The 24,281-nt window shown below is 42.3% G+C and carries 18 protein-coding genes; 1 reads left to right on the top strand and 17 read right to left on the bottom strand.

Annotation, left to right across the window (positions count from 1 at the left end; all coding sequences use genetic code 11):
* Positions 1–21 precede the first annotated feature (21 nt).
* From AC4G47_RS14550 to AC4G47_RS14600, 11 genes are all read right to left on the bottom strand, one after another.
* The gene (locus AC4G47_RS14550) at positions 22–3,390 is read right to left on the bottom strand and encodes a glycoside hydrolase family 3 C-terminal domain-containing protein (RefSeq protein ID WP_491106505.1); all 3,369 of its coding nucleotides are present in this window, start codon (positions 3,388–3,390) and stop codon (positions 22–24) included.
* A 34-nt stretch (positions 3,391–3,424) separates the two neighbouring features.
* Positions 3,425–4,333 carry a nucleoside hydrolase gene (locus AC4G47_RS14555; protein WP_491106506.1) on the bottom strand — a complete coding sequence of 303 codons (909 nt, stop codon included), beginning with the start codon at positions 4,331–4,333 and terminating at the stop codon, positions 3,425–3,427.
* A gap of 65 nt (positions 4,334–4,398) precedes the next feature.
* A complete protein-coding gene (locus AC4G47_RS14560) occupies positions 4,399–7,029 on the bottom strand; it encodes a glycosylhydrolase-like jelly roll fold domain-containing protein (RefSeq protein WP_491106507.1) in 2,631 nt (876 codons plus the stop codon).
* Positions 7,030–7,312: 283 nt separating this feature from the next.
* Complete coding sequence (locus tag AC4G47_RS14565; RefSeq protein WP_491106508.1) at positions 7,313–9,748, bottom strand: glycoside hydrolase family 2 TIM barrel-domain containing protein; 2,436 nt, start codon at positions 9,746–9,748, stop codon at positions 7,313–7,315.
* 46 nt (positions 9,749–9,794) lie between these two features.
* Positions 9,795–10,907 carry a glycoside hydrolase family 5 protein gene (locus AC4G47_RS14570; RefSeq protein ID WP_491106509.1) on the bottom strand — a complete coding sequence of 371 codons (1,113 nt, stop codon included), beginning with the start codon at positions 10,905–10,907 and terminating at the stop codon, positions 9,795–9,797.
* Between the two features lie 141 nt (positions 10,908–11,048).
* Entirely contained in the window at positions 11,049–12,755 is a 1,707-nt protein-coding gene (locus tag AC4G47_RS14575) for an extracellular solute-binding protein (protein WP_491106510.1), read from the bottom strand.
* A 51-nt stretch (positions 12,756–12,806) separates the two neighbouring features.
* Positions 12,807–13,682, bottom strand: coding sequence for a carbohydrate ABC transporter permease (locus AC4G47_RS14580; protein ID WP_491106511.1), 876 nt, complete (start codon positions 13,680–13,682; stop codon positions 12,807–12,809).
* A gap of 12 nt (positions 13,683–13,694) precedes the next feature.
* On the bottom strand, positions 13,695–14,645 hold the full coding sequence (locus AC4G47_RS14585; RefSeq protein ID WP_491106512.1) for an ABC transporter permease: 951 nt from the start codon (positions 14,643–14,645) through the stop codon (positions 13,695–13,697).
* Between the two features lie 202 nt (positions 14,646–14,847).
* A complete protein-coding gene (locus tag AC4G47_RS14590) occupies positions 14,848–15,606 on the bottom strand; it encodes an SDR family oxidoreductase (protein ID WP_491106513.1) in 759 nt (252 codons plus the stop codon).
* A gap of 28 nt (positions 15,607–15,634) precedes the next feature.
* Complete coding sequence (locus AC4G47_RS14595) at positions 15,635–16,864, bottom strand: cytochrome P450 (protein WP_491106514.1); 1,230 nt, start codon at positions 16,862–16,864, stop codon at positions 15,635–15,637.
* Between the two features lie 34 nt (positions 16,865–16,898).
* Positions 16,899–17,147, bottom strand: a complete 249-nt coding sequence (locus AC4G47_RS14600; protein ID WP_491106515.1) for a ferredoxin — start codon at positions 17,145–17,147, stop codon at positions 16,899–16,901.
* A 229-nt stretch (positions 17,148–17,376) separates the two neighbouring features.
* On the opposite strand from AC4G47_RS14600, the gene AC4G47_RS14605 reads away from it, so the two are divergent.
* Positions 17,377–17,943, top strand: coding sequence for a TetR/AcrR family transcriptional regulator (locus AC4G47_RS14605; RefSeq protein ID WP_491106516.1), 567 nt, complete (start codon positions 17,377–17,379; stop codon positions 17,941–17,943).
* A 110-nt stretch (positions 17,944–18,053) separates the two neighbouring features.
* Here AC4G47_RS14605 and AC4G47_RS14610 read toward each other — a convergent pair whose 3' ends face one another.
* The 6 genes from AC4G47_RS14610 to AC4G47_RS14635 all read right to left on the bottom strand — a co-directional run bounded on the left by AC4G47_RS14610 (position 18,054) and on the right by AC4G47_RS14635 (position 24,275).
* Positions 18,054–18,368 carry a DMT family transporter gene (locus AC4G47_RS14610; RefSeq protein ID WP_491106517.1) on the bottom strand — a complete coding sequence of 105 codons (315 nt, stop codon included), beginning with the start codon at positions 18,366–18,368 and terminating at the stop codon, positions 18,054–18,056.
* Positions 18,365–18,712: a DMT family transporter gene (locus tag AC4G47_RS14615; RefSeq protein ID WP_491106518.1), complete on the bottom strand. Its 348-nt coding sequence runs from the start codon at positions 18,710–18,712 to the stop codon at positions 18,365–18,367. Before AC4G47_RS14615 ends, AC4G47_RS14610 begins: the two co-directional genes overlap by 4 nt.
* A 1,059-nt stretch (positions 18,713–19,771) precedes the next feature.
* Positions 19,772–20,344, bottom strand: coding sequence for a sugar O-acetyltransferase (locus tag AC4G47_RS14620; RefSeq protein ID WP_491106519.1), 573 nt, complete (start codon positions 20,342–20,344; stop codon positions 19,772–19,774).
* Positions 20,345–20,379: 35 nt separating this feature from the next.
* Positions 20,380–21,561, bottom strand: coding sequence for an MFS transporter (locus tag AC4G47_RS14625; protein WP_491106520.1), 1,182 nt, complete (start codon positions 21,559–21,561; stop codon positions 20,380–20,382).
* 8 nt (positions 21,562–21,569) lie between these two features.
* Entirely contained in the window at positions 21,570–22,604 is a 1,035-nt protein-coding gene (locus AC4G47_RS14630; protein WP_491106521.1) for an ROK family protein, read from the bottom strand.
* A 237-nt stretch (positions 22,605–22,841) separates the two neighbouring features.
* Positions 22,842–24,275 carry a response regulator gene (locus AC4G47_RS14635; protein ID WP_491106522.1) on the bottom strand — a complete coding sequence of 478 codons (1,434 nt, stop codon included), beginning with the start codon at positions 24,273–24,275 and terminating at the stop codon, positions 22,842–22,844.
* Between the last annotated feature and the right edge of the window lie 6 nt (positions 24,276–24,281).

The following is a 24,281-nucleotide window of genomic DNA, read 5'->3' on the forward strand; positions in this document are numbered from 1 at the left end:
CTTTTTTTGAATTTATAATTATTATGTCAGTTGAATACTGTCAACCCGGATATCTTCTTTATTAAATACGAGATACAAATCGGAAGTCCTGTCAACCTGAGATATTAAATCAGATTGAATCTCGATATATCCTAATTCGTGAAGAGTTGCACCACTTCCGTCATTGCTAGGTACCTTGTAAGTTACAGGTTGCGTTTCAGAGAATGACAATTGTGCTAAGGTTTCTCCATCGGATGAACCCAGTTTAATTATGATCGTGGATTCTTCATTTGTAGAAGCAACTCTTAGTTTAATGCCTCTTGCATGAGTCAGGTCAACATTGGGGATAGCAACCCATGAATCCATTCCAGCAGACATGACTGCGTAGTATTCACCTGAACAAGATATGGTTCTTTCTTTGGATACTTCGCGATAAACCAAATTATTCCCAGCGAATGCGTGCTCCCAGACATTTTTGGCTTTGGAAAGGTTGAGTTTCTCGATATGTGAACCTTCAACCGCGAGCACTCTCTCATGCTCAATTTCCTCAGCAGATTTGCCAATCATAACATCATAAACACCTGTTTCAACAACGTTTTGTTGGCTGACAATATCCCATATTGAAAAATTCTTAGGATTTACTAATAGGGTTACTGTTCGTGTTTGACCGGCAGGAAAAGCAGTCTTTGCAAACGCGGCCAGCTTTTTCTTGGGCACAAAGGCTCCGTACTTGCTGGATTTATTTCTCATATATAGTTGTACAACCTCTAAAGTGTCTATGGTACCCGTATTTGTGACGTCCACTTGTACACTAAAGCTTTCATTCGCATTTACTTTCAAGGGTACCTGGAAATTATCATATCTAAAGGTTGAGTAACTAAGTCCATATCCAAACGGATAAGTAACATCAGCATCTGTATACATATAAGTCATTTTCGTGGCTATGGGATCACCGTTATCCATGTCAATGGTATACCTTGATTCAACATCACTCAGGCTCATTGTACTTCCTTCCGGAATATTGTACGGATTGATTTTGGGGAAGGAAGACATATCCTTGTACCAAGTACTGGTCAAACGCCCTGTTGGAGCGTATTCGCCGTAAAGTACATCTGCGAGAGCCTTTCCATCATACTGACCACCGTAAGACTGATACAATATAGCGTCGACATCATCGTTATTCTGTATCTTCTCCATGGCTACTGGATAATTGGAAGCGATGACAACAACCGTTTTCTTACCTTTTGCCTTGAAAGCTGCAGCTGTACGGTCAACCAAGGTGTACATATCGTTGCCCATATCAAGGTACGCACGATCACTGCCTTCTCCCGAGTTGATCTGGGGACTTGCGCCAACAAATATAATCGCATAATCATTACGATCAGCCAACTGTGTTGCATTTGCTCCCGGCTGCTGCACAATATGTTCTTTAAATACAAATGAACTTTTATCACTGGCTTCTCTATATGTGTCTACCGGTGTATCAAACGTAACACGATCTGCAACACGCATATAAGCAGCCATGCTTTCGCCGACCTCAAAATCACCCAAGATCCCGCCACCCGTTGAAGACAAAGTCTTGTAAACAGCACCATCCACAGAACGATATGCATCCTCCGTAACTGTTGAATATCTAAATACGGAATCAACCGAACTATTTATATCTCCCGTAGCTATTGGCTTATCTGCGTTAATAGATGCACCACCAGTAGGACTAACCAAGGGTCTAAACCAAAAAGCGATTTCTTTGGACAAATATTTACCATTGGCTAAAGAAGAAAAACTATATGCATCCTGGCCCCAATCAATAACGGCAAATGCTTCATGATCGGTTACATATCCATCAGACTCCGGCAACCTATATTTATATACGGCATCTGCAACCGGTTTTGGGGTTGCTCCTGTTGTAACTAATCCATCTGATGAAGTTACCTTTGTGACAGTCAAAAAGGTATTATTATGCATGGATTGCAAAGCGATAATCCTTTCTCCAAAATCTACGGAAACATTGGATGAGCCTAATACGTCCTGGATAGCCGAAAGTCCTGTATGACCTGCTCCTTCTATCATCGACGTACTAGCAGCGTAAAAGCCTTTAAGTCTTACATCTGCCATAGGTCCTACTACGGCAGCTTTCGTATTTTTCTGTAGTGGAAGGGTGTTATTATTCTTAAGAAGTACAATTCCTTCATGTGCCGCTTGAAGTGCAATTTGCTGATTTTCGACTGTATTTTCGTTTTGTGGTTGCTTCATTAAATGATTATAGGGATAACCAATGGGATAACCCTCTTCATCCTTCATGTTAAAATAACCTATTCTAACCATCATCTCCAGGGTTGGGCGTACTGCCTCCTTTAGGGTGCTTGTATCAACCCCAAACAGTCCTCTAGCATAAGCTTCCAAACTTTGGGCCTTATTTGCGCTTCCAGGACTTCCATCAAAAATGAAGGTTCCTTCGGAAGAACCAATTTTGGCAAATAGCGCACTTTGATGCTGATTGTCAGGTATATATGTTGTATCAAATCCGTTGCCCATGCCTGTAACCATTGGATGCGGCGAATTAAAGTCCGTAATCATAAGTGTACTGAATGGATTAATTCTCTGAGCAAGCTTTATATCCGGTGAAATGGGGTTGGGAACCCCATTAGTCCTGCCATAAGAAGTCATAAAACCAATAATAGAACCATTTGTAAGCTGCTTCATAAACGGTGGTAACGTATACTCATACATTCCACGTGCGCTTATATAATAACTTCCCGTCATTCTGAACCATTCTGAAAAATAGTTCGGGTAGTGTTTACTTTGGAGAGCTGCTTTCAGATAAAAATCATTCGTTATATCATTATCTTTAACATTGACTCCACTTACTCCTGAAGCCCACTCACCAGCCATTTCACTCGTTAGCAAGGGGTCTTCTGCAAAACCTTCTTCAAAACGACCAACCAGAGGGTTTATACGTATATCTGCAATGGCTGTCCATATCAGTATTTCGTTTATTTGATCATTGGTAACAGAGCCGCGTTTCTCATTTCCAATCACTGTTCCAATTTTATGTGCAAGGTCGGTATTCCAGCTTTGACCTACCGTAATAGATGCAGGGAAATCAGTGTAAACACCTTGCACATGATCCCTTCCATTAACTTCTAAGGGCAACTCATAGCCTGCATCGACTTGAATTGAAATAAGCGGCTCTGAATCTTGCGCTCTGTTATCAGCTTTTCTGGGATTCGCCATGAGCATAAGATCTTCTATACACAGATCATTGTCCAAGATGTTATTTACAAAATCCTTCAAATATGAAGGATTTCCGTCAAAGATTGGTTTTCCAGAAGAGTCTCTAACCGGCACATAGCCAGAAGTTGTATCTGTTGAAGCATTTGCTTTTATCACATGAGTTAATTTATTCTCCATTAGTATTCCTCCTCGTAAAAATCAATATTTTTACCTACACTCCATACTGGAGAGCCAGCTTGGCGAACATATCTTCAAGCGTAAATCTTGGATCGACATAATGGTATACTCTAATCTGGTGGCTATTCGAATTGTGTAGGTATGACATGTCCTCCGAGAACTGTGGCGCTGGCTTCATCTCGTAGCCGAATTGATGATCATCAATCAGTAGACTGACCGCGGGAGAATCGCCGAGGCACCAGCTCTCGCCTTTGGGCCAGTCACCGTTCGGCATCATTTTTGCCACCCAGTCATTGTACTCAACAAGTTGATTGAAAAGATAACGCCCGATTTCTCCGTAAGGTCTAACCTTGAGTGCCAGCTCAGCGATCGTTACACGAATGGTGGAGTAGGCGGTTAGCGGTACCTGCCAGAGGTCTATGCTTGCTTGGAACACAACATTGGCCGCATTAATGTCGTTGTAGAGATTGAATTCCCCGCCTCCTTCCGGCCAGTGTCCGCCGCCGATCCAGATCGCTGTCAACCGGTCCGCAATGGAGGGTTCCATCAAGTAAGCCGATGCCAGGTCAGTTAAGGGTCCAAGGAAAACGACATACAGTGGAGTTGGATCATCCGATAGTGCTTCGCGAATGATTAACTCTGCACCTTCCGAAGGCTGCGGAGTGTGTTCGTCTGAGATACGATCTTGTGCACCTTTGAACACCGGAACCTGTTCATCGAGATCCATGAGGGAAAGCACTTTCTGAATTTCATCATAGCTATCCTGCATAGAGGTGGTCGATTTAAGATTACCGAAATGTGCAGCGATGAGCCCCTTGATGATAAACCGGGGTGTCAGCAGGGCATGCACAATTGCAAATTGATCATCGGCTTCATTCTTGGCATCCGTGTTCATGATCAATCGGATCTTCTTACTCTGCGGTACATCGTAAGGCAGCTTCATTGCTTTCATCACTCCTGAATTTAAATGTGGGTCTCTGTTGTTTCCGATTTTGAAATACTAGCCTGTCACTCACTGTACAACTGCACAGGTCCTAACAAACCACTGGGATCCAACTGCCCGAGACGAGAGAAGAAATCCGGTGTTTCGAACACCAGCGTATTGGTGATCTCAATGACAAGTTTATTTCGGCCTTCCCTGACCAACCCACTTAGGTTAAACCGATAAGGGGCAGATAAACGAATGCCAGCGGAGACATCATTCAGGTATACTTCTGCCGTCTCGAATGCTTCCCCAAGATCCAATACAGGCTGCATCCCGGATAAGGAAGACCAATCCAAATCATTCTCATAACGAATGGTTCCTGAAAAAGTAGGCAACATCCCGGATCTGCTGAGATCCGACAGATTGTCTAACTCTCTCCACGGGGAGAATGCTGGATACTGCTCGGAAGTTGCGATAGATACATTCCATGGGCCTTGGATGGCCTTCATCCGTTGGCCTGTTGACAACGGCTTGGATGCAGTCTCTATCCCATCAAGTGCCGGTCTGGCGATCACAATGATGGTTTCTGATTTCGGCAGATTGAGCCCAAGCAGAGAGCCGTCTCCTTCTTTTACACATTCCGTTTCCAGCACCTGATTAATATAGGCATCGTAGAACTGTACACAACCAGTGACCGGAAGCACCACTTCGGTATTGATATCCTTATCGGGATGTTCATTGAAGAACATAAAGACATTCATATCGGAATGTTTGACATGGTAACAGCGCAAGTACGGCTCATCACCCTTCACATGCACTTCATAGTATCCAGCCGACTTCAACCTGTCTGCAAGCTTATGAAGAGATACGATCTCTACCCGATCATTCGAGGTGAGACGGTCCAGCACATCACCAATGTTTCTCCCTTCACTCGATCGGCTTGGCAGGTTCTCTAAGAAGAAGACAGGAAGTCCCTGTTCCCCAAGTTGATTAATTCGGTACAATACATCGAGCGGGAGTGCTTCGCTATAAGGAATAATGAGACAATCAAAGGTTTCTTCATGTACATGGAGCTTGCTGTCATGCATACTGACTCCGTTGATAATCGTATCGCAAGGGAGAACATCACAATCGATTTGTTTTCTCATCAGTTCTTTAACAGGCTTGTGGAAATACATGAATTCACCGGACCATTCCGCTTCGGCATGATAGAGAACTGCCGCCGTTGCCACATGAGTGCCGCCTGAAAGGAGGTGGCTTAGACGATTTGTATATTGGTTCAAGAGCCGATAGTAACGGTATTGCGGGTTTTTTCCTTTGGCATACAAATGTGGTGGGCAATCCTGGTCCGGGTAATCCTTAGGGGAAAAGGCGTGCGGCACGAAATGGTTGACACCCCTTACGAGCATATGATCCGTCATCCATTTCATAAGCTTCAGGCCTGCAGCCCAACCATAAGCACCGAATACCTCCGCCAAAGTCCGGCCTTTCTTCTTTGGATCCAGATGGGCCAACGACACTGCCATCTTGGCCATACCATAATTGAAGAACTCCGTGTCACTCTCCCCTGCTGCCCCTTTAGTTGAGATATCGTCAAATCCAGGCTTCAACTGCCAGAGTACGACATCCAGACCGGACATGTCCTGTCCTCCAAGGGCTCGGTAGAAGTGGCCTGCACCGCTTCCGAGGCGGGCATGAACATTACTGTCTTCCAGTACGTGACCGATGTACTCCACCCCTCGCTCCCGGCACCAGTTACCAATTTGTTCAGTGAAGTTCTCCGCATAGAGCCTGCTCACCAGATCCATATACGTAAAGCGTATCCGTGATGTACTCTCGCCGCCCTTATGCCATAGAAGAGGCAGATACCGTTTGTAATCCGGACCAAATTCCTGTTCTAGCAGATCAAACATTTCCGTGCACCATGGAAGCGTAACGTCCTTCTTGCCAGGCTTGGAGTTGAAGTCCCAGGTATCTTTGTCGTTATAGAACCCCGGCTCATCGGAGAAGAATCCGGCCAAGGTATTGCCAAAGTCATTCGGGTACCTCTCATAGAAGGCTTCATGAACAGTGTTGATCAGAACTCGGACGGAGTCCGCAATGAGGTGGTTGATATAGTCCTTTTTCTCTGGATCTCCGCCATGTTCGGTTTCGATCAGTGAGAAGATCCGCCAATATCCCTCGGGTACATCCCAGAATAATTTCCCGTTCTCTACCTGCTCCGTCAGATCAACAGTCTCTTCCGTAAGTTCACCCGTGACAGAATCCCTCTTAACTGCGATAACTGCAAAACAGGTTCCTCCGTTACTAAAGCCTGGTACGTACGGCAAGGTGGATATTAAGAACGAAGAGTTGTTTCGCGGTCCGACCGCATCAATATGGTTTTCGTAAATAAAAAGACGGCGCAGTTCTCTTGCGGCTCCCTCCAAACGTCCTGCCGCATGCCCGGTCGGGAAATGGTCATCATCCAGAATCCATACACGCATGCCTCGCGTTCTCGCTTCTTCCATAATCACATCGATATCCTTCCACCATTTCGGCCCAAGAAAGTCCGGATGTGGTCTGGACTCAATGCATACTTCCTTAATTCCCGACTTGTAAATTCGGGCTATTTCTTCTCGAAGTACGTATTCTTCTTCTCCATGCTGCCAAAAGAAAGGCAAAATATAATTCTCTTCTGTTCCAGCTAATACTTCCCGAAGTCTTTTTGCCACTGTTAGTCCACTCCTATCCAAATCGAGTTGCCGTAGTCAGATACTTTACGTATGACCTCTGACTTTATTGTAAAAGTTGATATAAATGCATGATATAGTGAATTACAAAGATCCATATCTCATTCTAAAGTAGTAAATTTGAATTAGATAAACATTCTGGGAAGACACGACTTGCATGCTGAACAAACAAAAAAAACAGGATCGCTGCGAACGAGCAACTATCCTGTTGAAATCAATTGTTTATTGTTTGTTGTCCGAAGGGGACAAAATACATTACTTCACTTTAATGATCCTCACTTGCATAGATGTTAACCGTCTGGGACTTACATCCCTCTGCGCGGATTGTCACTGAGATATTGCCCACACCGGTCGGACGTACAACCGCTAGTGCTCTGCCTTCAAAGGTAGTACACTCCGTATCAAAGAAATTCCCTTCGGGGGTTGGGCTGGCGCTGCCGAACCCTTGTATAATGCCGGGGCCATCGACTTCTACAGCCACTTTCCGGTCTGCAGTGTCATACAGGGTACCATTCTGGTCTACCAGGCTGATCATAACAAACGATAAATCGCTATCGGAAGCAAGTATATTCGTGCGATCCGTCTCCGCCCTAAGAAAAACATTTCCGACAGCTGAGCGTAAGGTCATTCGGCCGCTCTCTTCTCCTCCGGAGTATGCGATCGCAACCAACTCTCCCGACTCATAAATGGTGTCGAACATCGCGATAAACCGGTTGGCCTCCCCTGCATCCGCCTTGCCTACCTTCCTGCCGTTCAGTAGAAGCTCCACTTCATCCGCACCCGTGTATACTTCCACCTTGACGGATTTTTCCTCGAAGCCGTTCCACGTCCAACTGGACACGGAATCGCTCCAGCTCCAAGCTGTCGATTTTGCTTTTTTTCCATAATGCTCAGGCCGGTGAACCGCAATATAGGGATCTTTTCGCAGGCCAAACACGATTTCACGATAATAAGATATCGGACGGCGGTTTCCGATAATGTCTATGTCCCCGCACCAACCGGTTAGCCAAGGATACAGCACTGGACTTTGACCAACCCCGTCTGAGTCGTATTCAATTCTTCCGACCCCGGCTTCCCCAAGGTAATCCCAGCCCGTCCAAGTAAAATCGCCGATCACATGACTGTTTTGTTTTACGATTTTCCAAATTTCATCAATCCGATTTGGAAAGGATTCCGTCCCTACAATAACACGGTTAGGAAACAACTCTTTGTCCATCTCGTATCGTGAATGCCCATAGTTATAACCTGCAACGTCCACGCAAGCGAACGACTCAGCCGTACGCTCCGCTGCTATATTACTGGTAATTGTCGAGTCGATTTGCTCCTGAAACCAATTCATTAAGGTATTGAGGTCAGTGTCTTTTTTGCTGTCTTGATTACCGCTATAAAGCCTTCTCAGAACTTCATCCCATGAGGATATCGCGAGTTGAATGGAATTGGTAACCAACCGAGTAGGATCAATGGCGCGTATTTTCTCCGTGATTTTACGTCCCCACGTCGAACCGGCAGGGCTACCTGTATCCGGAATTTCATTGCCGATGGAATACATGATCACGCTTGGATGGTTGAAATTCTTATCAACCATCAATTGAATGTCTTTCTCCCACCAAGTCGGAAAGTTAAGTGCGTAATCGAAGTCAGTCTTGGGAAAGGTCCACATGTCGAAGCTCTCGTCCATGACCAACATCCCCAACCGATCACAGGCATCGATAAGTGCCTTGCTCATCGGATGATGTGCGCTGCGCAGCGCGTTGAATCCCGCATTTTTGAGAATTTCAACACGACGCTCCTCAGCTCGACCAATCGTAGCGGCTCCGATCACTCCATTATCGTGATGGATACATGCTCCACGTAATTTAGCAGTCTCACCATTGATAATGAGTCCATTCCATGGATCAATGGTCAGTGAGCGAATGCCGAAGCTCGTGATTTCTTCATCCAGCATCTCGTCACCGGATGTCACCGTTGTTCTACACGTATACAGATTAGGCTGTTCTACGCTCCAAAGCCTCGGCTCCTTCACATACAGACGTTGGCGGAGTGTTGCTGAATCCCCCGCAAATATCGTGACTGGCGTTTCGTCTCGGGCGATGACGCTTCCGTTCGCATCCAAAATCTCGGTCAATACTTGCGCCGTAACAGTATTGACTCCTTCATTCTCGACGATCGTAGCGACACTGGCTACGGCGCGATCTTCACTGATATCCGGTGTGGAAACCTTTATGCCATCCAGCGAAATATGGACCAGATTGCCGATGATCAGCTTCGTATCCCGGTAGATGCCTGTTCCTGAATACCATCGGGAATCCTTATTGCTATGGGCGATGACCTTGATTTCATTCTCAACGCCATACTTCAGGTACGAGTCGGCTTTGACGTAGAAGTTGCTGTAACCGTAAGGATGCTGACTAGCAAAGTCGCCATTAATATATACCACTGCCTGGTTATAAACGCCCTCAAATTCAATCGTGACCCGTTTGTCGCGATACTCGGACGGAACAAAGAAACATTTCCTGTATTCGTAAGTACCCTCCGGATAAAAACCGACACTTCCTTTACCGCCGTCTTTGATCCTTTCCTTCTCTATCATAGCATCGTGTGGCAAAGCTACTGCTTTAGGCTGTTCTTTTCCATACCCGATATCTAAGAAGTTGGTTCTCGAACCTACCGTCCAATTATCATTAAAAGAAGTCCTTATCATACCGTCATCTCCTTCCCTATTAAAAGTCTCTCAAAATACTATATGATTAATATTTATCCGGCATCCAGCCCAGCTCGACGCATTTTCCCCAATCCCACGAGTCCCAGCCCTCCCATTCGGATCCCTGTCTTGTATCATGCAACTGCTTGTAGCTCCAGTAGAACCAGCCTTGTCCGTTTTCCCAGGCATGAAGGAATGCACTTGACAGTTTTTGTTGTACTTCTTTTTGCTCTTCAGAGCTCAAAGTCTTAAAGTTGCTCTCAATGGTGGATAGACACCATTCACCTACAATTACCGGGAAATATTCTTGCATCTCTGCTACGTCTTTCGCAAAATTATTGTAGATATAGGCAACGAATTCATCTACGTTCTTTGCTAAACCGGTATAAGCTGCCATTCTTAGATACATATGCGTATCAAGCACAACGTTTACGAATTCGGGTTCCCTCATAAAGTCCTTCCATTCGCGAAGCCGGAATCCATCATGGAATACAATGACCTTCTCTTCTGGAAGATGCTTTCTCATTCTTCTATACGCATCGATGTAGAAGCTTCTTAAAAACTCGCTCGTTACTGGACCCGATCCTTCCGATTCAACCTTGTCCACGGCAAGGTAATGATTTTTAGTTTGTGCCCACAATTCTGCATTAATAGGTTCATTGATGATTTCGATCCCCCACAGACCCTGTCGGTTTGAATATCGTTGAGCAAGACGTTCCAACACATTCAAGACGAACTTGACTCCTGCTGGATCGTAACTCCACTTGCAAACCCCGCAAATTCCGCCGTTATCAAAGCCATTTTGGCTTCCAGGCGCTGTATGCAGATCGATCAAGATCTGGAGATCGTGCCTCTCCGCCCAATCAAATGCTTTGTCGAGATATTCAATGCACCCAACATAAGGGTCAACATCGCCAAAAATAAAGTGAGGTATCGGAATTCTTACCGCATTCAATCCTTTATTGGCGATGTATGCAAAGTCGCGTTCAGTAATAAACGTGTTCCGGTGCTGTTTATAACGATCAAGTTTAATTTCATGTGGAAGAGTTCTGCATAACCAAGTCTCGTCCTCGCACTGTGTTCCCTCAAACATTGTCGGATTCATCCATTTCTCTAACACAAGCCAATTTCCTAGGTTAATGCCCTTTACTTTCTTCATATTAAATCAACCTCACTTTTATATAGAATGAAGATTAGTATGATTTTTGATAATTCGTGGTAAAATGTCCGTCCCCAAAGACGAGCATTTTACCACGGATAAACTGAAAGACTCAACTCAGAAGTGAACCTTCTTGTTACCTTACTTAACGGATTCGTACCATTCATTGACTTCTTCCGTAATATCATCTCCACCAGAAGATTTCCACTTTTCAACAAAGCTATCGAAAGCACTAGGATCTTGTTCCCCATAAATAATTTTGGTGTAGGTGTCCATTTGCATTTTGTTTAGTAATTCGTTCCTTGAGGTCATTTTTCGAGTCGTTGCACCTTGGAAATACTCTGGCACGTCTGCAGAGAGTTGTTCCGAAATCACTTTTAACGCATCGTAACTGTACGCATCTAATGGATTCTCGATGCCGCTTATTCCAGCTGTTAACATTACAGCGAGATCCTCGATTGTTGCTTCTTTACCCTCAATAAATTTGTTTTTGATTTCTCTGACTTTAGATTGGTATACGGGCACCCCAGGAAGTAAAAATTTGGTTGTAGTGATAAACCCGCCAGGGATATCCTCTGTTTTAGTGCTTGGTTTGCCATCTTTGATCACATAATCGTAACCTTCTTGAAATCCTTTGAATAAGGATAAATCTCGTTTGTCATAGATTGAATATAATGTATTCATATAATGGAAGAACGCTTGTAGAGATTCATCTGAAATATCCTTACTGATTAAGATTGCGCCATTGTAATCATTGCCAATCGTCCGCATGTTTTTCCCATTGATGCCTGCAGGGATTGGATATGGTCGAAATTCTGCTTTCGGGTCTGTTTGTACCATCATGGACCCTGGATAGCTCATGAGCCAGCTTTGCCCACCAACGATTCCAACTTTTGCGGCAGCAACATTTTGAACAATTGTATTGAAATTGTGGAGAGCAATATCGCTTGGTAGATACCCTTTTGTTTTCCAATCACTCATTTTCTCAAGTGCCATTTTTATACCAGGCTGAACAGAGCCGTATTGAAGTTTACCATCCTCTCCCGGGTACCATCTCTCGGGAATCGCTCCAAACATTCCAAAAATCCATGACGTATCACCTATGGGCGAACCCAGCATCTGTGTGCCGGATGTTACATAATCCAAGGCAAGGGTATCTTTCTTACCATTTCCGTCCGGGTCCTGATTGGTGAAAGCATCCATGACAGATTCCAGTTCTTCAATTGTTGTAGGCGCTTTCAATTTTAATTTGTCCAACCAATCCTGACGTACCCACATTACAGATTGTGTTCCGAAGTTGTCGTAGATAATTGGCAAAGCTAGCTTTTGCCCTTCTTGGGTGAATGGTAACCAGGCCGACGGTACTTCACTCATCGCTGCTTTATAAGTGGGGGATGCATATTTCTCAAATGCTTCGCCTACATCCAATAATTTGCCTGACTTTAAAAATGTATTGATTGTATCAGCGCTATTTGCTACAAACACATCCGGTAATCGTTCTCCTGATGATAACAAGAGTTTAAGCTTGGTATCGTACGCATCGCCATTCATTGGTGCAGTCCATAAGGTTTTAATATCTACACCCAACTCTTCTTTAGCCCATTGATAATGAACATTGTTTTCGATAGTTTCTCCGTTTTTGAATACCATCGTGGGGTCTTCACCCCGAACTATATTTAGTGTGACGGGGAGATCCATCTTCCCGTTAACGATACTGACTTTTGTGTTCTTCTCACCATTTTCATTTCCCTTGTTGCTCGCGTCGTTTCCACCTGTACAACCCAATAGCAAACTAAAACATAAAGTAGTTATGATTGTGGTTGAAATAGCCCGTTTTGTATTTTTCACTTTTCTAGAACCCCCTAGTAGTATGATCGTAAGTACAAGTATGGATCGAATTTACTCTTTTACTGCACCAATGACAATGCCTTGTGTGAAAAATTTCTGAAGGACCGGATAAATAAGCAAGATTGGAAGAGCACCAATCAGAACTTGAGCAGCATTTAACGAACGTGGATTGTATTTAGCTGCCTCATCCGCATTACTTGCATCAATAATGGGTTCTGAGAGGGCAGCTTTTAGAAAAGTACTAAGCGGCACATTATCGGATTTCATATAAATCTGCCCCATTAACCATTCATTCCAGTCCATTACAATCATAAACATCCCTACAGTTGCCAGCACAGGAAGTGATAACGGCAGGAATAACTTCGTGAATACTCTCCAGTGATTAGCGCCATCGATAAAGGCTGCTTCTTCAAGTTCCTTTGGCAGTGCCTTGAAAAAATTCATGATAAGAATTAAATAAAATGTGTTGACCAAAGTCGGAAGTACAAGTGCCCATACGGTATTATAAAGACCTAGCTTTGTTACCCACAGATAAGTAGGAATCATACCACCATTAAACAGCATCGATACTACAAAGAATCCAACAAAAAATTTATAACCCGCAATTCCGTTCCGCCCACCTTCTTTCGACATTACATATGCAGCAGAACAATTTATCAATAATCCCAAAATCAAACTCAAACCGGTCCTTTGCAATGAGATCCCGACGGAACCGATCATATTTGGATCACTAAGTACCTTTGAATATGAATTAAAATTCCAACCTATGGGCCAAAATGTCACATCGTTTGATGCCACAGCCGAACTGGAACTAAACGATATTGCAAGCACATGAAGGAGTGGAAATAGGCAAACAATGGCTAGAAAAATCATAAGACTATAATTGAATCTGTGAAACCAACGTTCCGAAATTGAACTCGTATTCATATGCCTCACTCCCTAAAAAATTTTGTACCCCGCGACTTTATAAGCTAAGCGGTAACCGCCGATGATTAAGAAGAGTCCAACTATTGATTTGAACACACCAATAGCTGTTCCGAAACTGTAATTCCCTCCGATTAGACCCACACGATAAACAAAGGTATCAATAATATCGCCTTTTTCGTAAACAAGCGGATTGTATAGGTTAAATATCTGATCAAAACCAGCACTTAGAACTTGACTTAAAGACAATATGAGAACTACACAAATGGTTGGGATGAGAGAAGGTAAAGTGATATGAAGCATTTGTTTCAACTTACCGGCTCCATCCAGTTGAGCAGCTTCGTATAGTGCTGGATTGATACCTGCTAAAGCAGCAAGAAAAATTATGGATCCGTATCCAAATTCTTTCCATATATCCGTAGTTATCACAGTAGCCAAAAACCAATTATTATCTCCCAAAAAGAAGATAGGTTCAAATCCTAAAAAAATGATGAACTGATTAATCAAACCGTGATCAGGATTAAGAAGCTCAATGAATACGCCCCCAAGAACAACCCAAGATAAAAAGTGTGGCAGGAAAACAAAGGTTTGAACAACATTTCGAGTGAACTTATGTCTCACTTCATTCAATAGCATTGCAAATCCAAGTGTAGTGATGATACTAAAAACGAGTTTCAATACAGAAATCCTTAAAGTATTCCATATGACTTGCACACTGTCAGGATACTCAAATAAAAATCTGAATTGATCCAGACCTACCCACTCGGACTTCATGATTCCCAAGTGAGGTTCGTATTCTTGAAAAGCCATCACAATCCCGCCCATTGGAATATAAACAAAAACAAACACTAACATGACGGCTGGAAGCAACATTAAATATAATTGCCAACTATCATTTCTTCGGACAATTTTTGTTATCTTGGTTTTTGTGCGAACGCCATGTTTCATTGTACTTGCTGTCTCCATATGCTCCTCCTGTAATATGTTGTTGTCATGTCCCTATTATAAAATCGAGTATTTAAGCTAGATATAGTGCAATACAAAGATGGATATCTCTTTCTAAAGTTAGAATTTGTATTGGAATTTTTATTGATCATTATGATCTATTAATGTATTGCAAAAAGACTGCTCCCCTACGAAGGGAACAGTCTTTAAGATCGTTTTACTGTTAATACGCCGTCCATCCGGCATCTGCTGTAATGGTTGTGCCATTAACAAAGCTTGATTCATCGGAGGCTAGAAACAAAGCTACTTTCGCGATATCTTCCGGTTCTCCTATTGCTGGGTTAATTTCCATTCCGATTTGAGCACGTTCTGCACCGAATGGACTAACCGCGGTGAGAGTAGCAGCAATGTTTGTTTTAACACCTCCAGGTGCGACAGCATTACACCGGATACCAAGCTTTGCGTATTGAAAGCCAACATTCTTGGTCAGCCCGATCACTGCATGTTTGGATGCCGTGTATGCTGCTCCAGCACGAGATCCAAATAAGCCGCCTGCTGAGGCTATGTTGACAATAACACCGCCTTTCCTCTCCGTAAAAATAGGTAGCACCTTACGTATCGTCCGCATGGGGCCAGTTGTGTTGACAGCAAAAACCTTCTCCCATAACTCATCTGTAACCTCTCCCGCAGGGACAAAGTTGTCCATTATACCAGCATTATTCACCAGAATGTCGACTGTTCCGTACCGTTCCATCGTTTTATCGATCAGTAGCTGAACGTCACTCTCCAATGTAATGTTGGCAGACACCGCCAGTGCATGTCCACCTCTTGCCTCAATATCCATAACTACTTTCTGCGCATTTTCCAAATTCACATCAGAGACAACGACTTTAGCCCCTTCTGCTGCAAAAAGTTCTGCTATCGCCTGTCCCATGCCCGATGCTGCACCCGTTACAATTGCTACCTTTTCGGTAAGTTTCATTCCAAATCCTCCCATTCTGATGGCTAGTTTACTGAAAAACAGTCATTGGTAAATGAGTTAGAGACTGTCCAGGAGCTGAAGCAGTTAAATTTTTCTCAAGTTCGAAACCCTGTACAGGGTTAATACGAGAAAACTTTTTTAAGAATGCTTCTAATGCAAACTTCATTTCTAATCGAGCAAGCGGAGCACCTAAACAGAAATGTGGCCCATTTCCGAAAGTAACATGTTTTTTATTATTGGAACGATGAATGTCTACAGCAAAGGGATTTTCAAATATAGTCTCATCCATATTCGATGCACTCATCCATGCGATAACTACATCCCCTTTTTTTAATGATGTTCCTAGTAAGTTATTATCTTGTTTTACCGTACGATGCATTTTAGAAATTTGAAAACGATATCTGAGCATTTCTTCAATCGCATTGGGGACTAAGTTTAAATTACCTTTTAGTTCTCCATATATTGAATCATTATCGTAGAGTAGTGAGTAGAACGTGTTAGCTATAGCATGACTGGTTGTTTCGACTCCTGCACCCAAAAGCAGCATGGTTGCCTGTACAATTTCATGATCAGTAAACTTTTCGCCGTCTACTTGAACTTGAATTAAGTCTGAGATAATATCATCAGTCAAATTCGAACGTTTGTGAATGACAATAGGGTAGAGATATTGGAAATATTCAGTTGCAGCTTGTTGTTTTTGGGCTTCAATATCTTCCAGCCTTTCTTTGTCGTAAGGTTGGAAAAGGATATCGACCCATTTTTTAAATTGAAGTCTGTCTTTAATGGGTACTCCAAATAAATCGGAAATAACTATACTAGGTAAAGGTGATGCTAAAGCTTCAATAATATCAATTGTAGAGTTATCCTGTATGTCTTCCACAAGTTCATGTGCAATTTGTTGAATACGAGGTTCCCAATTTTTTAAGCTGCGAGGAGTAAAAGCCGCTGCTAATAACGAACGACTCTTTTTGTGCTGTGGCGGATCCATAGCGGAAACACTTGTGATTGACTTAGATTTTTCTTTGTAATTATCACCAACAAATATTGTTGTTCTAGGCCCTTCACTCGAAAAGACTTCATAATTGCTTAATACTAGCTTGACGTCTTCATACTTGAAGACATTCCATGTATTTGTTTTACTATGAAAATAAACTCGATCCTTATAAAGCATCTCTTTATACCAATGGATAGGAAAAAATTCTTCAGCTCTTGATTTGAAATTAGGGATTTCTCTAACGGGGATTACTTCTTGATTCATAAAATTGATTCCTCCTTTTTATGAGAGTGCTCATTCATTCAAATTTATAAGGATCTCCATCAAATGCTTCATCCGAAATTTTAATTGAATCTGTTGGACACCCTTCATAAGCATCTCTAAGATCATCTTCCAATGCATCTGGTATGTTCACTGTGCCTTGATTAGAGTCCAAAGACACAAAGGCGATCCCTTCTTCATCGTAATCATAGATCTCCGGAGCTGCTGCTCCACAGGCACCGCAAGCAATACAGGTTTCTTTATCGACAATGGTATATTTCGACATCATTAATCACCTCAGATCGCAGTTCATGCATTAATTAGGATAATCCTTGAATAGTACACAGCGTGTTCTAAAAGGTTATGCGGTCACGGCAGACCCTCCAATCCAATGTTTTATATTCCATATAATTGTTAAATTAGTATAATAAACAATATACATCTGTAGATTAAATGAGGTAAGAATCAATTTTATGTATTTATATAGATAAAGAAACAATAAGGAGATATTGTAGATGAAAATGAATGAGAAAACCGTTGATTTGAGAGTGAAAAGGACACACAAATTATTATCGATAGCGCTTATCGACTTGTTAAGTCATAGAGGATGTACCTTTGGTTCTATAACTGTAAATCAAATATGCGAATTGGCAATGGTACATCGAACAACGTTTTACAAGCATTTTTCAGACAAATTTGCCCTTCTGTCCTTTACCATGGCACAGCTCATGAAGGATTATTTGGAGATGAGTGCAGATGAAAGGATGAAAAAACCGATGCAAAGCCTTTTTAAAATGTCAGACACAAGATTAATAGAGAACCTCTTGCGTAATCAAAAAAATGATAAATTATTTTATAATTTTTCGAGCAAGTATCTAAAGGAGTTAATTATTGAGGATTTTGTGGACTTGAAAAATAAAGGACGAGAATATCCCTTACCCATTGAACTGATGGCAGAATTCCACTCGGGTGTGATCAGTTCACTTGTCACATGGTGGAGCAATCAGGACGAAAAAGTTTCTTTAAAGCAATTGGACAAATATTATGACCAAATGATAAATAAGGAGATATTTTTGGATTAGGAGGATTCTCGTAGAGACATAAATCAAGATACCGAGTTAAGCAAAAGATAAATAACCGTATCTTTCACAATAACTATTGCGAAGGATACGGTTATTTATCTATAAGGCATCTATGATACTAATTTCAGCCCAACAATACTCACAATAATTCCAAAAACCATAGCTAGTTTTTTTACATTTTTAGGTTCATTAAATACATACATCCCTAATAAAACACTTCCTGAAGCGCCAATACCAGTCCAAATTCCGTAGCCAATGCTAATTGGAATATCTCTTAAGGACAAGGATAGAAAGATGAAACTTAGTCCCAAAAACAGAGCGAACAACAATGTATGCTTTAATTTGGTGAATCCCTCTGAATATTTCAAGAAAATTACACCGCCAACTTCAAATAAACCTGCTAAAATTAAGAAAATCCAACTCATGATCTAACACCTACTTCTTTCTTTGGTTCATTAGAAACGAATTTTAAACCGATGATGCAACAAATTAGTGTTAAGACTAAAATGATTTTGAGTGCACTCACTTTGTCTCCTAAAAAAATCATTCCAGCCAGTGCAGTACCGAAGGATCCAAGTCCTGTAAAAACAGCATAGGCTGTAGATACAGGAAGGGCTTTTATAGACTTTGCGAAGAAATAGAAGCTTCCAACCATTAAAATTACAGTGGGTATTACGATTTCTATTTTAGTAAATCCATCTGAAAATGATAAACCTAAAGCCCAACCTACTTCTAAAATACCTCCAAGAATAAGAAACAACCAAGCCATAAAAATTCTCCTCACTATCATTAATTGAAAATATTTGTTTCTCGTATTACATCACGTGATTGTTACTCTTCTTTATGTTAAAATATTGTGCTGTCGGCTCGTGAGATTCAGCCCAGGCATCCTTGACATATTTGTCTTTCTTTCTGTAAATGCCTGAGCCAGTCTTCAGCTCCCTCTAACCCAACATTTGATCTGGTACGACGCTTTCAAAACATTTTTACAGCTAAGGCCATTTGGCTGGCATTACCACACACATAAAGTTCCCCTGTAGGTCCATAAGCTGGTTGTTCTATATCTGAACTGACTGTCGCTTCACCTTGAAGTACCCACATGTTCCCTCGGATGCCTGCAAATTGTTCGTCTATGAACCGAGGCACACTCAGATACGTTCCGGACCAACTTCGACCATCACAACCGAACACGGCATACCGTAAACTTTACTTTGTATGAACTCAATTGTTTTCAAATTCGATGAACCCAGTGGCATTATGGGGTGCCTTGCCAAGCCCGTTCCTCATCTCAAAAGGTGTACACGTACGCATGGACCGATACTCGAGCAGGATTTCCGAACAGTTCTGGTCGGAACAATTCTGCATCCTTTCGCCGGTTGTAGGATCACGATGAAGCAAAGTAAGAAGAGAAGTTGGAGCTCAGGAAGTACTTTCTTTTCTCTTGCGAAAAAATGAGACTTAAATAGATATAATGATAGTACTTTGTATCATTTGATAAATATATACTATAACATATTTTTTTTATTTGCAACTTTAACTATTGAATCACGAAAATATACTGAGTATAAAGGGGATGGTTTTTGAAGAATTAGGATTTAATCAGTATCATTAACTCAATCAGCCCTATCGCTATTATTAGGCAAAGTATCTAGATTTTCCATAAAAGCAGAAAAGTCGCTAAAATAGCGACTTTTGACAGGAATATGAGCTTGTCTTTGACAACAACTTTTTGAGTTTAGTAACTAAACAACGATTTCCTCTGAAAGTATGTGAGACAGTTGCGGTTTATAGGATCAATAATCTTTGGACTTTGGATTTAATCAAAGATTTAAAAAGCATTAGTTTCTTCGATTTGTTTAATTACTCTCGCCGGGTTGCCGCCAACCACCACGTTGTCTGGAACGTCCTTAGTCACAACTGCTCCGGAAGCAACTACGACATTATTACCAATCGTCACACCTGGATTGATAATAGCTCGGCCACCAACCCATACATTATTTCCAATCTTTACTGGCTTACCATATTCCGGTCCTTTATTTCTTTCCATTGGATCCAGTGGGTGTGTAGCGGTGTACACATGAACACCTGGTCCGAACATACAATTATTCCCGATTATAACTTCACATACATCCAGGATTGTACAATCAAAGTTGGTATAAAAATGTTCACCCACATGAATATTATAACCGTAGTCAAAACGAATATTGGGTTCCATACCTAGGTTTTCCCCTGTGGAACCGAGCAATTTCTTGAGTATTTCTAATCTCATTTCATCATCCGTTTCAGTGGTCTGATTATACATGCGCGTCATGCGTCTGGCATATGCGCGATCACGTGTAAGTTCAGGATCCCAAGACTTATACAATTCTCCATCAAGCATCTTTTGTTTTTCTGTTTTCATAGTCGTTTGTTTCCTTCCTTATTATAAAATTTAACTTATAGTGGTTTGGCTGCTTTAGACAGAAAGCCAGAAACCATTGTGCCAATAAGTACAAATATAAGTGCATTTAGTAATCCGAAATGTTCACCAAGAAAACCAAGCAGAGGAGGACCCACCAAAGATGCAATATAGCCAGTGGTTGCCACGGCTCCTACTCTTGCTACTGCATCTTTAGGATTGTCACCGGCTGCTGAAAGACCCACAGGAAAACCGAGTGATGTACCCAGTCCCCATAAGATAGCCCCTATAGAAGCAACGATAAAGTGCTGACCCCATATCACAAGGACTAAACCCAGTGTAGCGGAAACGGCACAACTCAATAGCACTCTAACCCTTCCATAGCGATCAAGTATTCTTCCGCCGGCAAAGCGCCCAATGGTCATAGCAGCCACAAACAGACCATACACAAATGAGCCTGTTGTAGAATTAACACCGTAACCATCTACGATGGAAAGGGGTAACCAATCGTTTGCAGCTCCTTCGGCAAATGCCATACCCAAGACAATAATTCCTATAAACATTGTCCGCTTTTCGCTCCACACCTTGAATTGCTGCTTGATACCTGAGCGCTTGGGCATCTCTGTATTCGTTACTTCTTTTCCACTTGACTCAGGCAGGTATCGTTGCCCATACACTACTGCGAAGAGCATGATTAAAGACAGAATGGTGAAATGAACGGCGATCTGCAGATGGACTGCTTCAGCCAAGGCACCTAGAGCAGCGCCAACGAGTGTTCCTACACTAAAAAATCCATGAAAAGCTGGTAACAACGTTTTATTTAAAGCTTTCTCGACTACGGATCCTTCAACAGATAAAGCCACTTCCGCAAGTCCATAACCACATCCAAAAATGATTAAACTTCCCATAACAAATGGAACCGAAGTAAGAGCAACACCAAATCCTAGTGCAACGAATCCAAAAGTTATTAATAAAGAACCTGCCAATATGGCCAAACGAGCTCCTTTTCGAGCGATAAAGGAGGCAGCTGTCAGGAGACCAACGAGTGAACCTGAAGCCATGGCAAATATAATAATTCCCATCTCTGAAGTCGAGACTTGAAGCAAATCCCGGATAGCGGGTGTCCGTGAGACCCAAGATGCAAATGACATTCCCGGTAATGCAAAGAGTAAAAATAACACATTGCGCGTGATTTTTGGATTATTTATGTTGGATGTCAAATTACGCTTTACCTCCTCTTCTCTACTAGCTGCAGTGAATAAGAGAGGCTTTCCAATGTCATTTTAATTAATCCACACATATAATCCTCATCTGGATTTTCGAGTAGTATCAAATGGGGCATATGTAACTCGGGAATATACTTCAGACATTCATTCCGGATCAGCTCCACATCTCCCGGCTTCAATAGATCACCTGTCAAAGCAATCGTTTCAGGGTTCATTACAGCGATTAAGCTCGATACGCCCCGTGCTGCTAGCGGATGGAATGTGTCTCGCTTATGGAGCTTTCTAAACTGCTCATCATGTGACATTTCCAACGGTAGAAAGGCAATTTCTCCAGCAAAACGAGAGTTTCCCCGATGAATGTGCCCATCAATCATGATCCCTGCCCCTGGTAGAGAACCTTCAATAAATGTCGTAACGACTAGAGAGTTTCTCTCATTGTATCCCTGTCTCTGATAAAGTCCGTAAACCGTTAGATTCATGTCATTATCTATTACAATTTCAACCTCATGCTTTCGCTGAATGCAGTCTGCTAAATTGACATTGATCAGATTAGAAATGTCACAGGTATTAATCACCCCTTGATGTACTGCACCTGGAACACCAATTCCTATGGCCTGTATACGGGGATATTTCAATATGAGTCTATCGACCAAATCAGATATCTTTCCTTCATTCATCTGTTCTACTTGCTGAGAGCCTTCTTCCAATGACTCCCCAGACAGATTAACGACGCTGTACGTTAGAGAATGGAGCGTTACTCCAGCTCTGATAATAATGCAGGCAATATTAGCAAAGTCCACATTATACCTGTAAATTTGCGCAGGTCGGCCTCCGTTCGATTCTTCTAAATCCAACTGAATGAGTTCACCCGTGCTAAGGAGTTCATGGAGTATATTACGACATGTGGCTATGCTCAAACCGGTTGCCTCTGCGACCATGGACTTGGTTCCCTGTCTCATGTCTTTCAGTGTTTCTCGTACCAGTTCCTGGTTCATCTTTTTGACACGCATTGTATTGTTAATAATATGATCTACCATTTTTCACCACCTCCACTCATATTTGATAATACTTACGTTAAGTATTAACATAATGCACAAACGTTATTTTGTCCACAGCTTTGTGTTTAATCGATCAATGTGGCAATGGTTTATGCTTCTGATTTAACGTATGAACTGCAAGACAGCCTGTCAGTCTTCTGGAAACTACAAGTCAGCCGATCGATGTGATTGCTTCTGCGATTGGCTTCAACACGGCTGAGCTTGTGTTTGTTAATGCTACTCACAATGAGTTCTGCGATATTCCTTTGGTGTGACACCGAACGTTTTTTTAAATAGCGAGCTAAAATAGGAAGTATTCGGAATACCTACCGCTTCCCCAATCTGGGTGACCTTATCCGAGCTGGTTAGCAACAGCTCTCTTGCTTTTTCCATTCGATAACTGGCAAGGTAATCGTTAAAGTATAAGCTTGTGGAATGGCGAAACAGATTGCCCAGATAATTCGGACTTAAGTAAACTCTCTCTGCCAGCGAACGCAGGTTAATATCTTGATGATATTCTTGCTCAACGATATTCATCACCAACTGCACAATAGTCGTTTCAGGTAGTTGGCGCTTCTCTTCTGCTCTTTCGGTCCATTCCAGAAGCCAATGGCTAAGGGCTGGCTTTATCTTATGGAAACGGTCCTGATTCTGTAGAGAAATCTTTAGCTCCCAAAGTGACGTTTTCATCTCTTGGAAATCTGCGAAGTCTTGTGCTATTCGCGTCACAATCCACACTAAGAATTCTTCTATATAAGCCGGATCAACGCCCGAATACTGTCTCAAATAGTGCATGATGCGTTGGACTGTTATCTCAACCTTGGTTCTTTCGAAACAAATGATCGCGGATCGGATCGCATCTGCCAACTTAACTGCTTCCTGCTTGAGTTCAGTATGGTGTGTCATCCATTGACCACGTCGTCTGACAATATGTTCATAATCAAGCTCTTTTAGCTCCCAGTAGGTACCGATATGACTGGACAGTACCGCCTCGTTATAACTTAGAAATATTTCCTCAGGTTGATCGACACGACTACCCGCATAACAGGATTCAAAGTCAGCAAAATCCGGACAACCACAAAATGGTTCTTTCTCACTGCGGGGATACCGGGCGATGCCTACTTGGACACCTTCATAATATTCCAGAAGCCACAGGTCTTGAATACTGCAACTATGCTTCTGTTGTTTGCCGAGCGAGAACACTTGGAAGGTGTAATCCCTTAGTTGCTCACAGTGTTCCTTGTTCCCTCCAAGTACATCGAGAAACTGTTGTTTGGCATTCTCTCGTTGGTGATTCTCATTGCTTTCAGCTGTAATCTGTTCCAGCAAAAGACGCAGCTCCGGTTCATCAATCGGTTTAAGTAAGTAGTCATCTACTCTTGATTTGAACGCTTGTTGAGCATAGGAAAAATCACTGTATGCTGACAATAGAATAATTCTGACCTTTTTATTGATTCCCCGTATTTTTTCAGCCAGCTCAATACCGCTCATAACGGGCATCTTGATATCTGTCAGTACAATATCTGGATTCACGGCTTGGTACAATTCGTATCCTTCCTGGCCGTTCGCCGCAGTTCCGACAATTTCAATGCCGTAATCTCCACTCCAGTCTATGAAGTCAATCATGCCTTCACGGCCAATTCGTTCATCGTCGACTATAATCATCTTCATTGCGAT

The sequence above is a fragment of the Paenibacillus sp. Negev47 genome (assembly GCF_058313655.1).

Bases quoted from the DNA above. Each gene is read 5' to 3' on its own strand.
- AC4G47_RS14550 (WP_491106505.1), bottom strand. From the start codon at position 3,390: ATGGAGAATAAATTAACTCATGTGATAAAAGCAAATGCTTCAACAGAT.
- AC4G47_RS14570 (WP_491106509.1), bottom strand. From the start codon at position 10,907: ATGAAGAAAGTAAAGGGCATTAACCTAGGAAATTGGCTTGTGTTAGAG.
- AC4G47_RS14630 (WP_491106521.1), bottom strand. From the start codon at position 22,604: ATGGTAGATCATATTATTAACAATACAATGCGTGTCAAAAAGATGAAC.
- AC4G47_RS14635 (WP_491106522.1), bottom strand. From the start codon at position 24,275: ATGAAGATGATTATAGTCGACGATGAACGAATTGGCCGTGAAGGCATG.
- AC4G47_RS14600 (WP_491106515.1), bottom strand. From the start codon at position 17,147: ATGTCGAAATATACCATTGTCGATAAAGAAACCTGTATTGCTTGCGGT.
- AC4G47_RS14585 (WP_491106512.1), bottom strand. From the start codon at position 14,645: ATGGAGACAGCAAGTACAATGAAACATGGCGTTCGCACAAAAACCAAG.
- AC4G47_RS14615 (WP_491106518.1), bottom strand. From the start codon at position 18,712: ATGGCTTGGTTGTTTCTTATTCTTGGAGGTATTTTAGAAGTAGGTTGG.
- AC4G47_RS14595 (WP_491106514.1), bottom strand. From the start codon at position 16,864: ATGAATCAAGAAGTAATCCCCGTTAGAGAAATCCCTAATTTCAAATCA.
- AC4G47_RS14590 (WP_491106513.1), bottom strand. From the start codon at position 15,606: ATGAAACTTACCGAAAAGGTAGCAATTGTAACGGGTGCAGCATCGGGC.
- AC4G47_RS14610 (WP_491106517.1), bottom strand. From the start codon at position 18,368: ATGAGTTGGATTTTCTTAATTTTAGCAGGTTTATTTGAAGTTGGCGGT.
- AC4G47_RS14605 (WP_491106516.1), top strand. From the start codon at position 17,377: ATGAAAATGAATGAGAAAACCGTTGATTTGAGAGTGAAAAGGACACAC.
- AC4G47_RS14565 (WP_491106508.1), bottom strand. From the start codon at position 9,748: ATGATAAGGACTTCTTTTAATGATAATTGGACGGTAGGTTCGAGAACC.
- AC4G47_RS14580 (WP_491106511.1), bottom strand. From the start codon at position 13,682: ATGAATACGAGTTCAATTTCGGAACGTTGGTTTCACAGATTCAATTAT.
- AC4G47_RS14555 (WP_491106506.1), bottom strand. From the start codon at position 4,333: ATGAAGCTGCCTTACGATGTACCGCAGAGTAAGAAGATCCGATTGATC.
- AC4G47_RS14620 (WP_491106519.1), bottom strand. From the start codon at position 20,344: ATGAAAACAGAAAAACAAAAGATGCTTGATGGAGAATTGTATAAGTCT.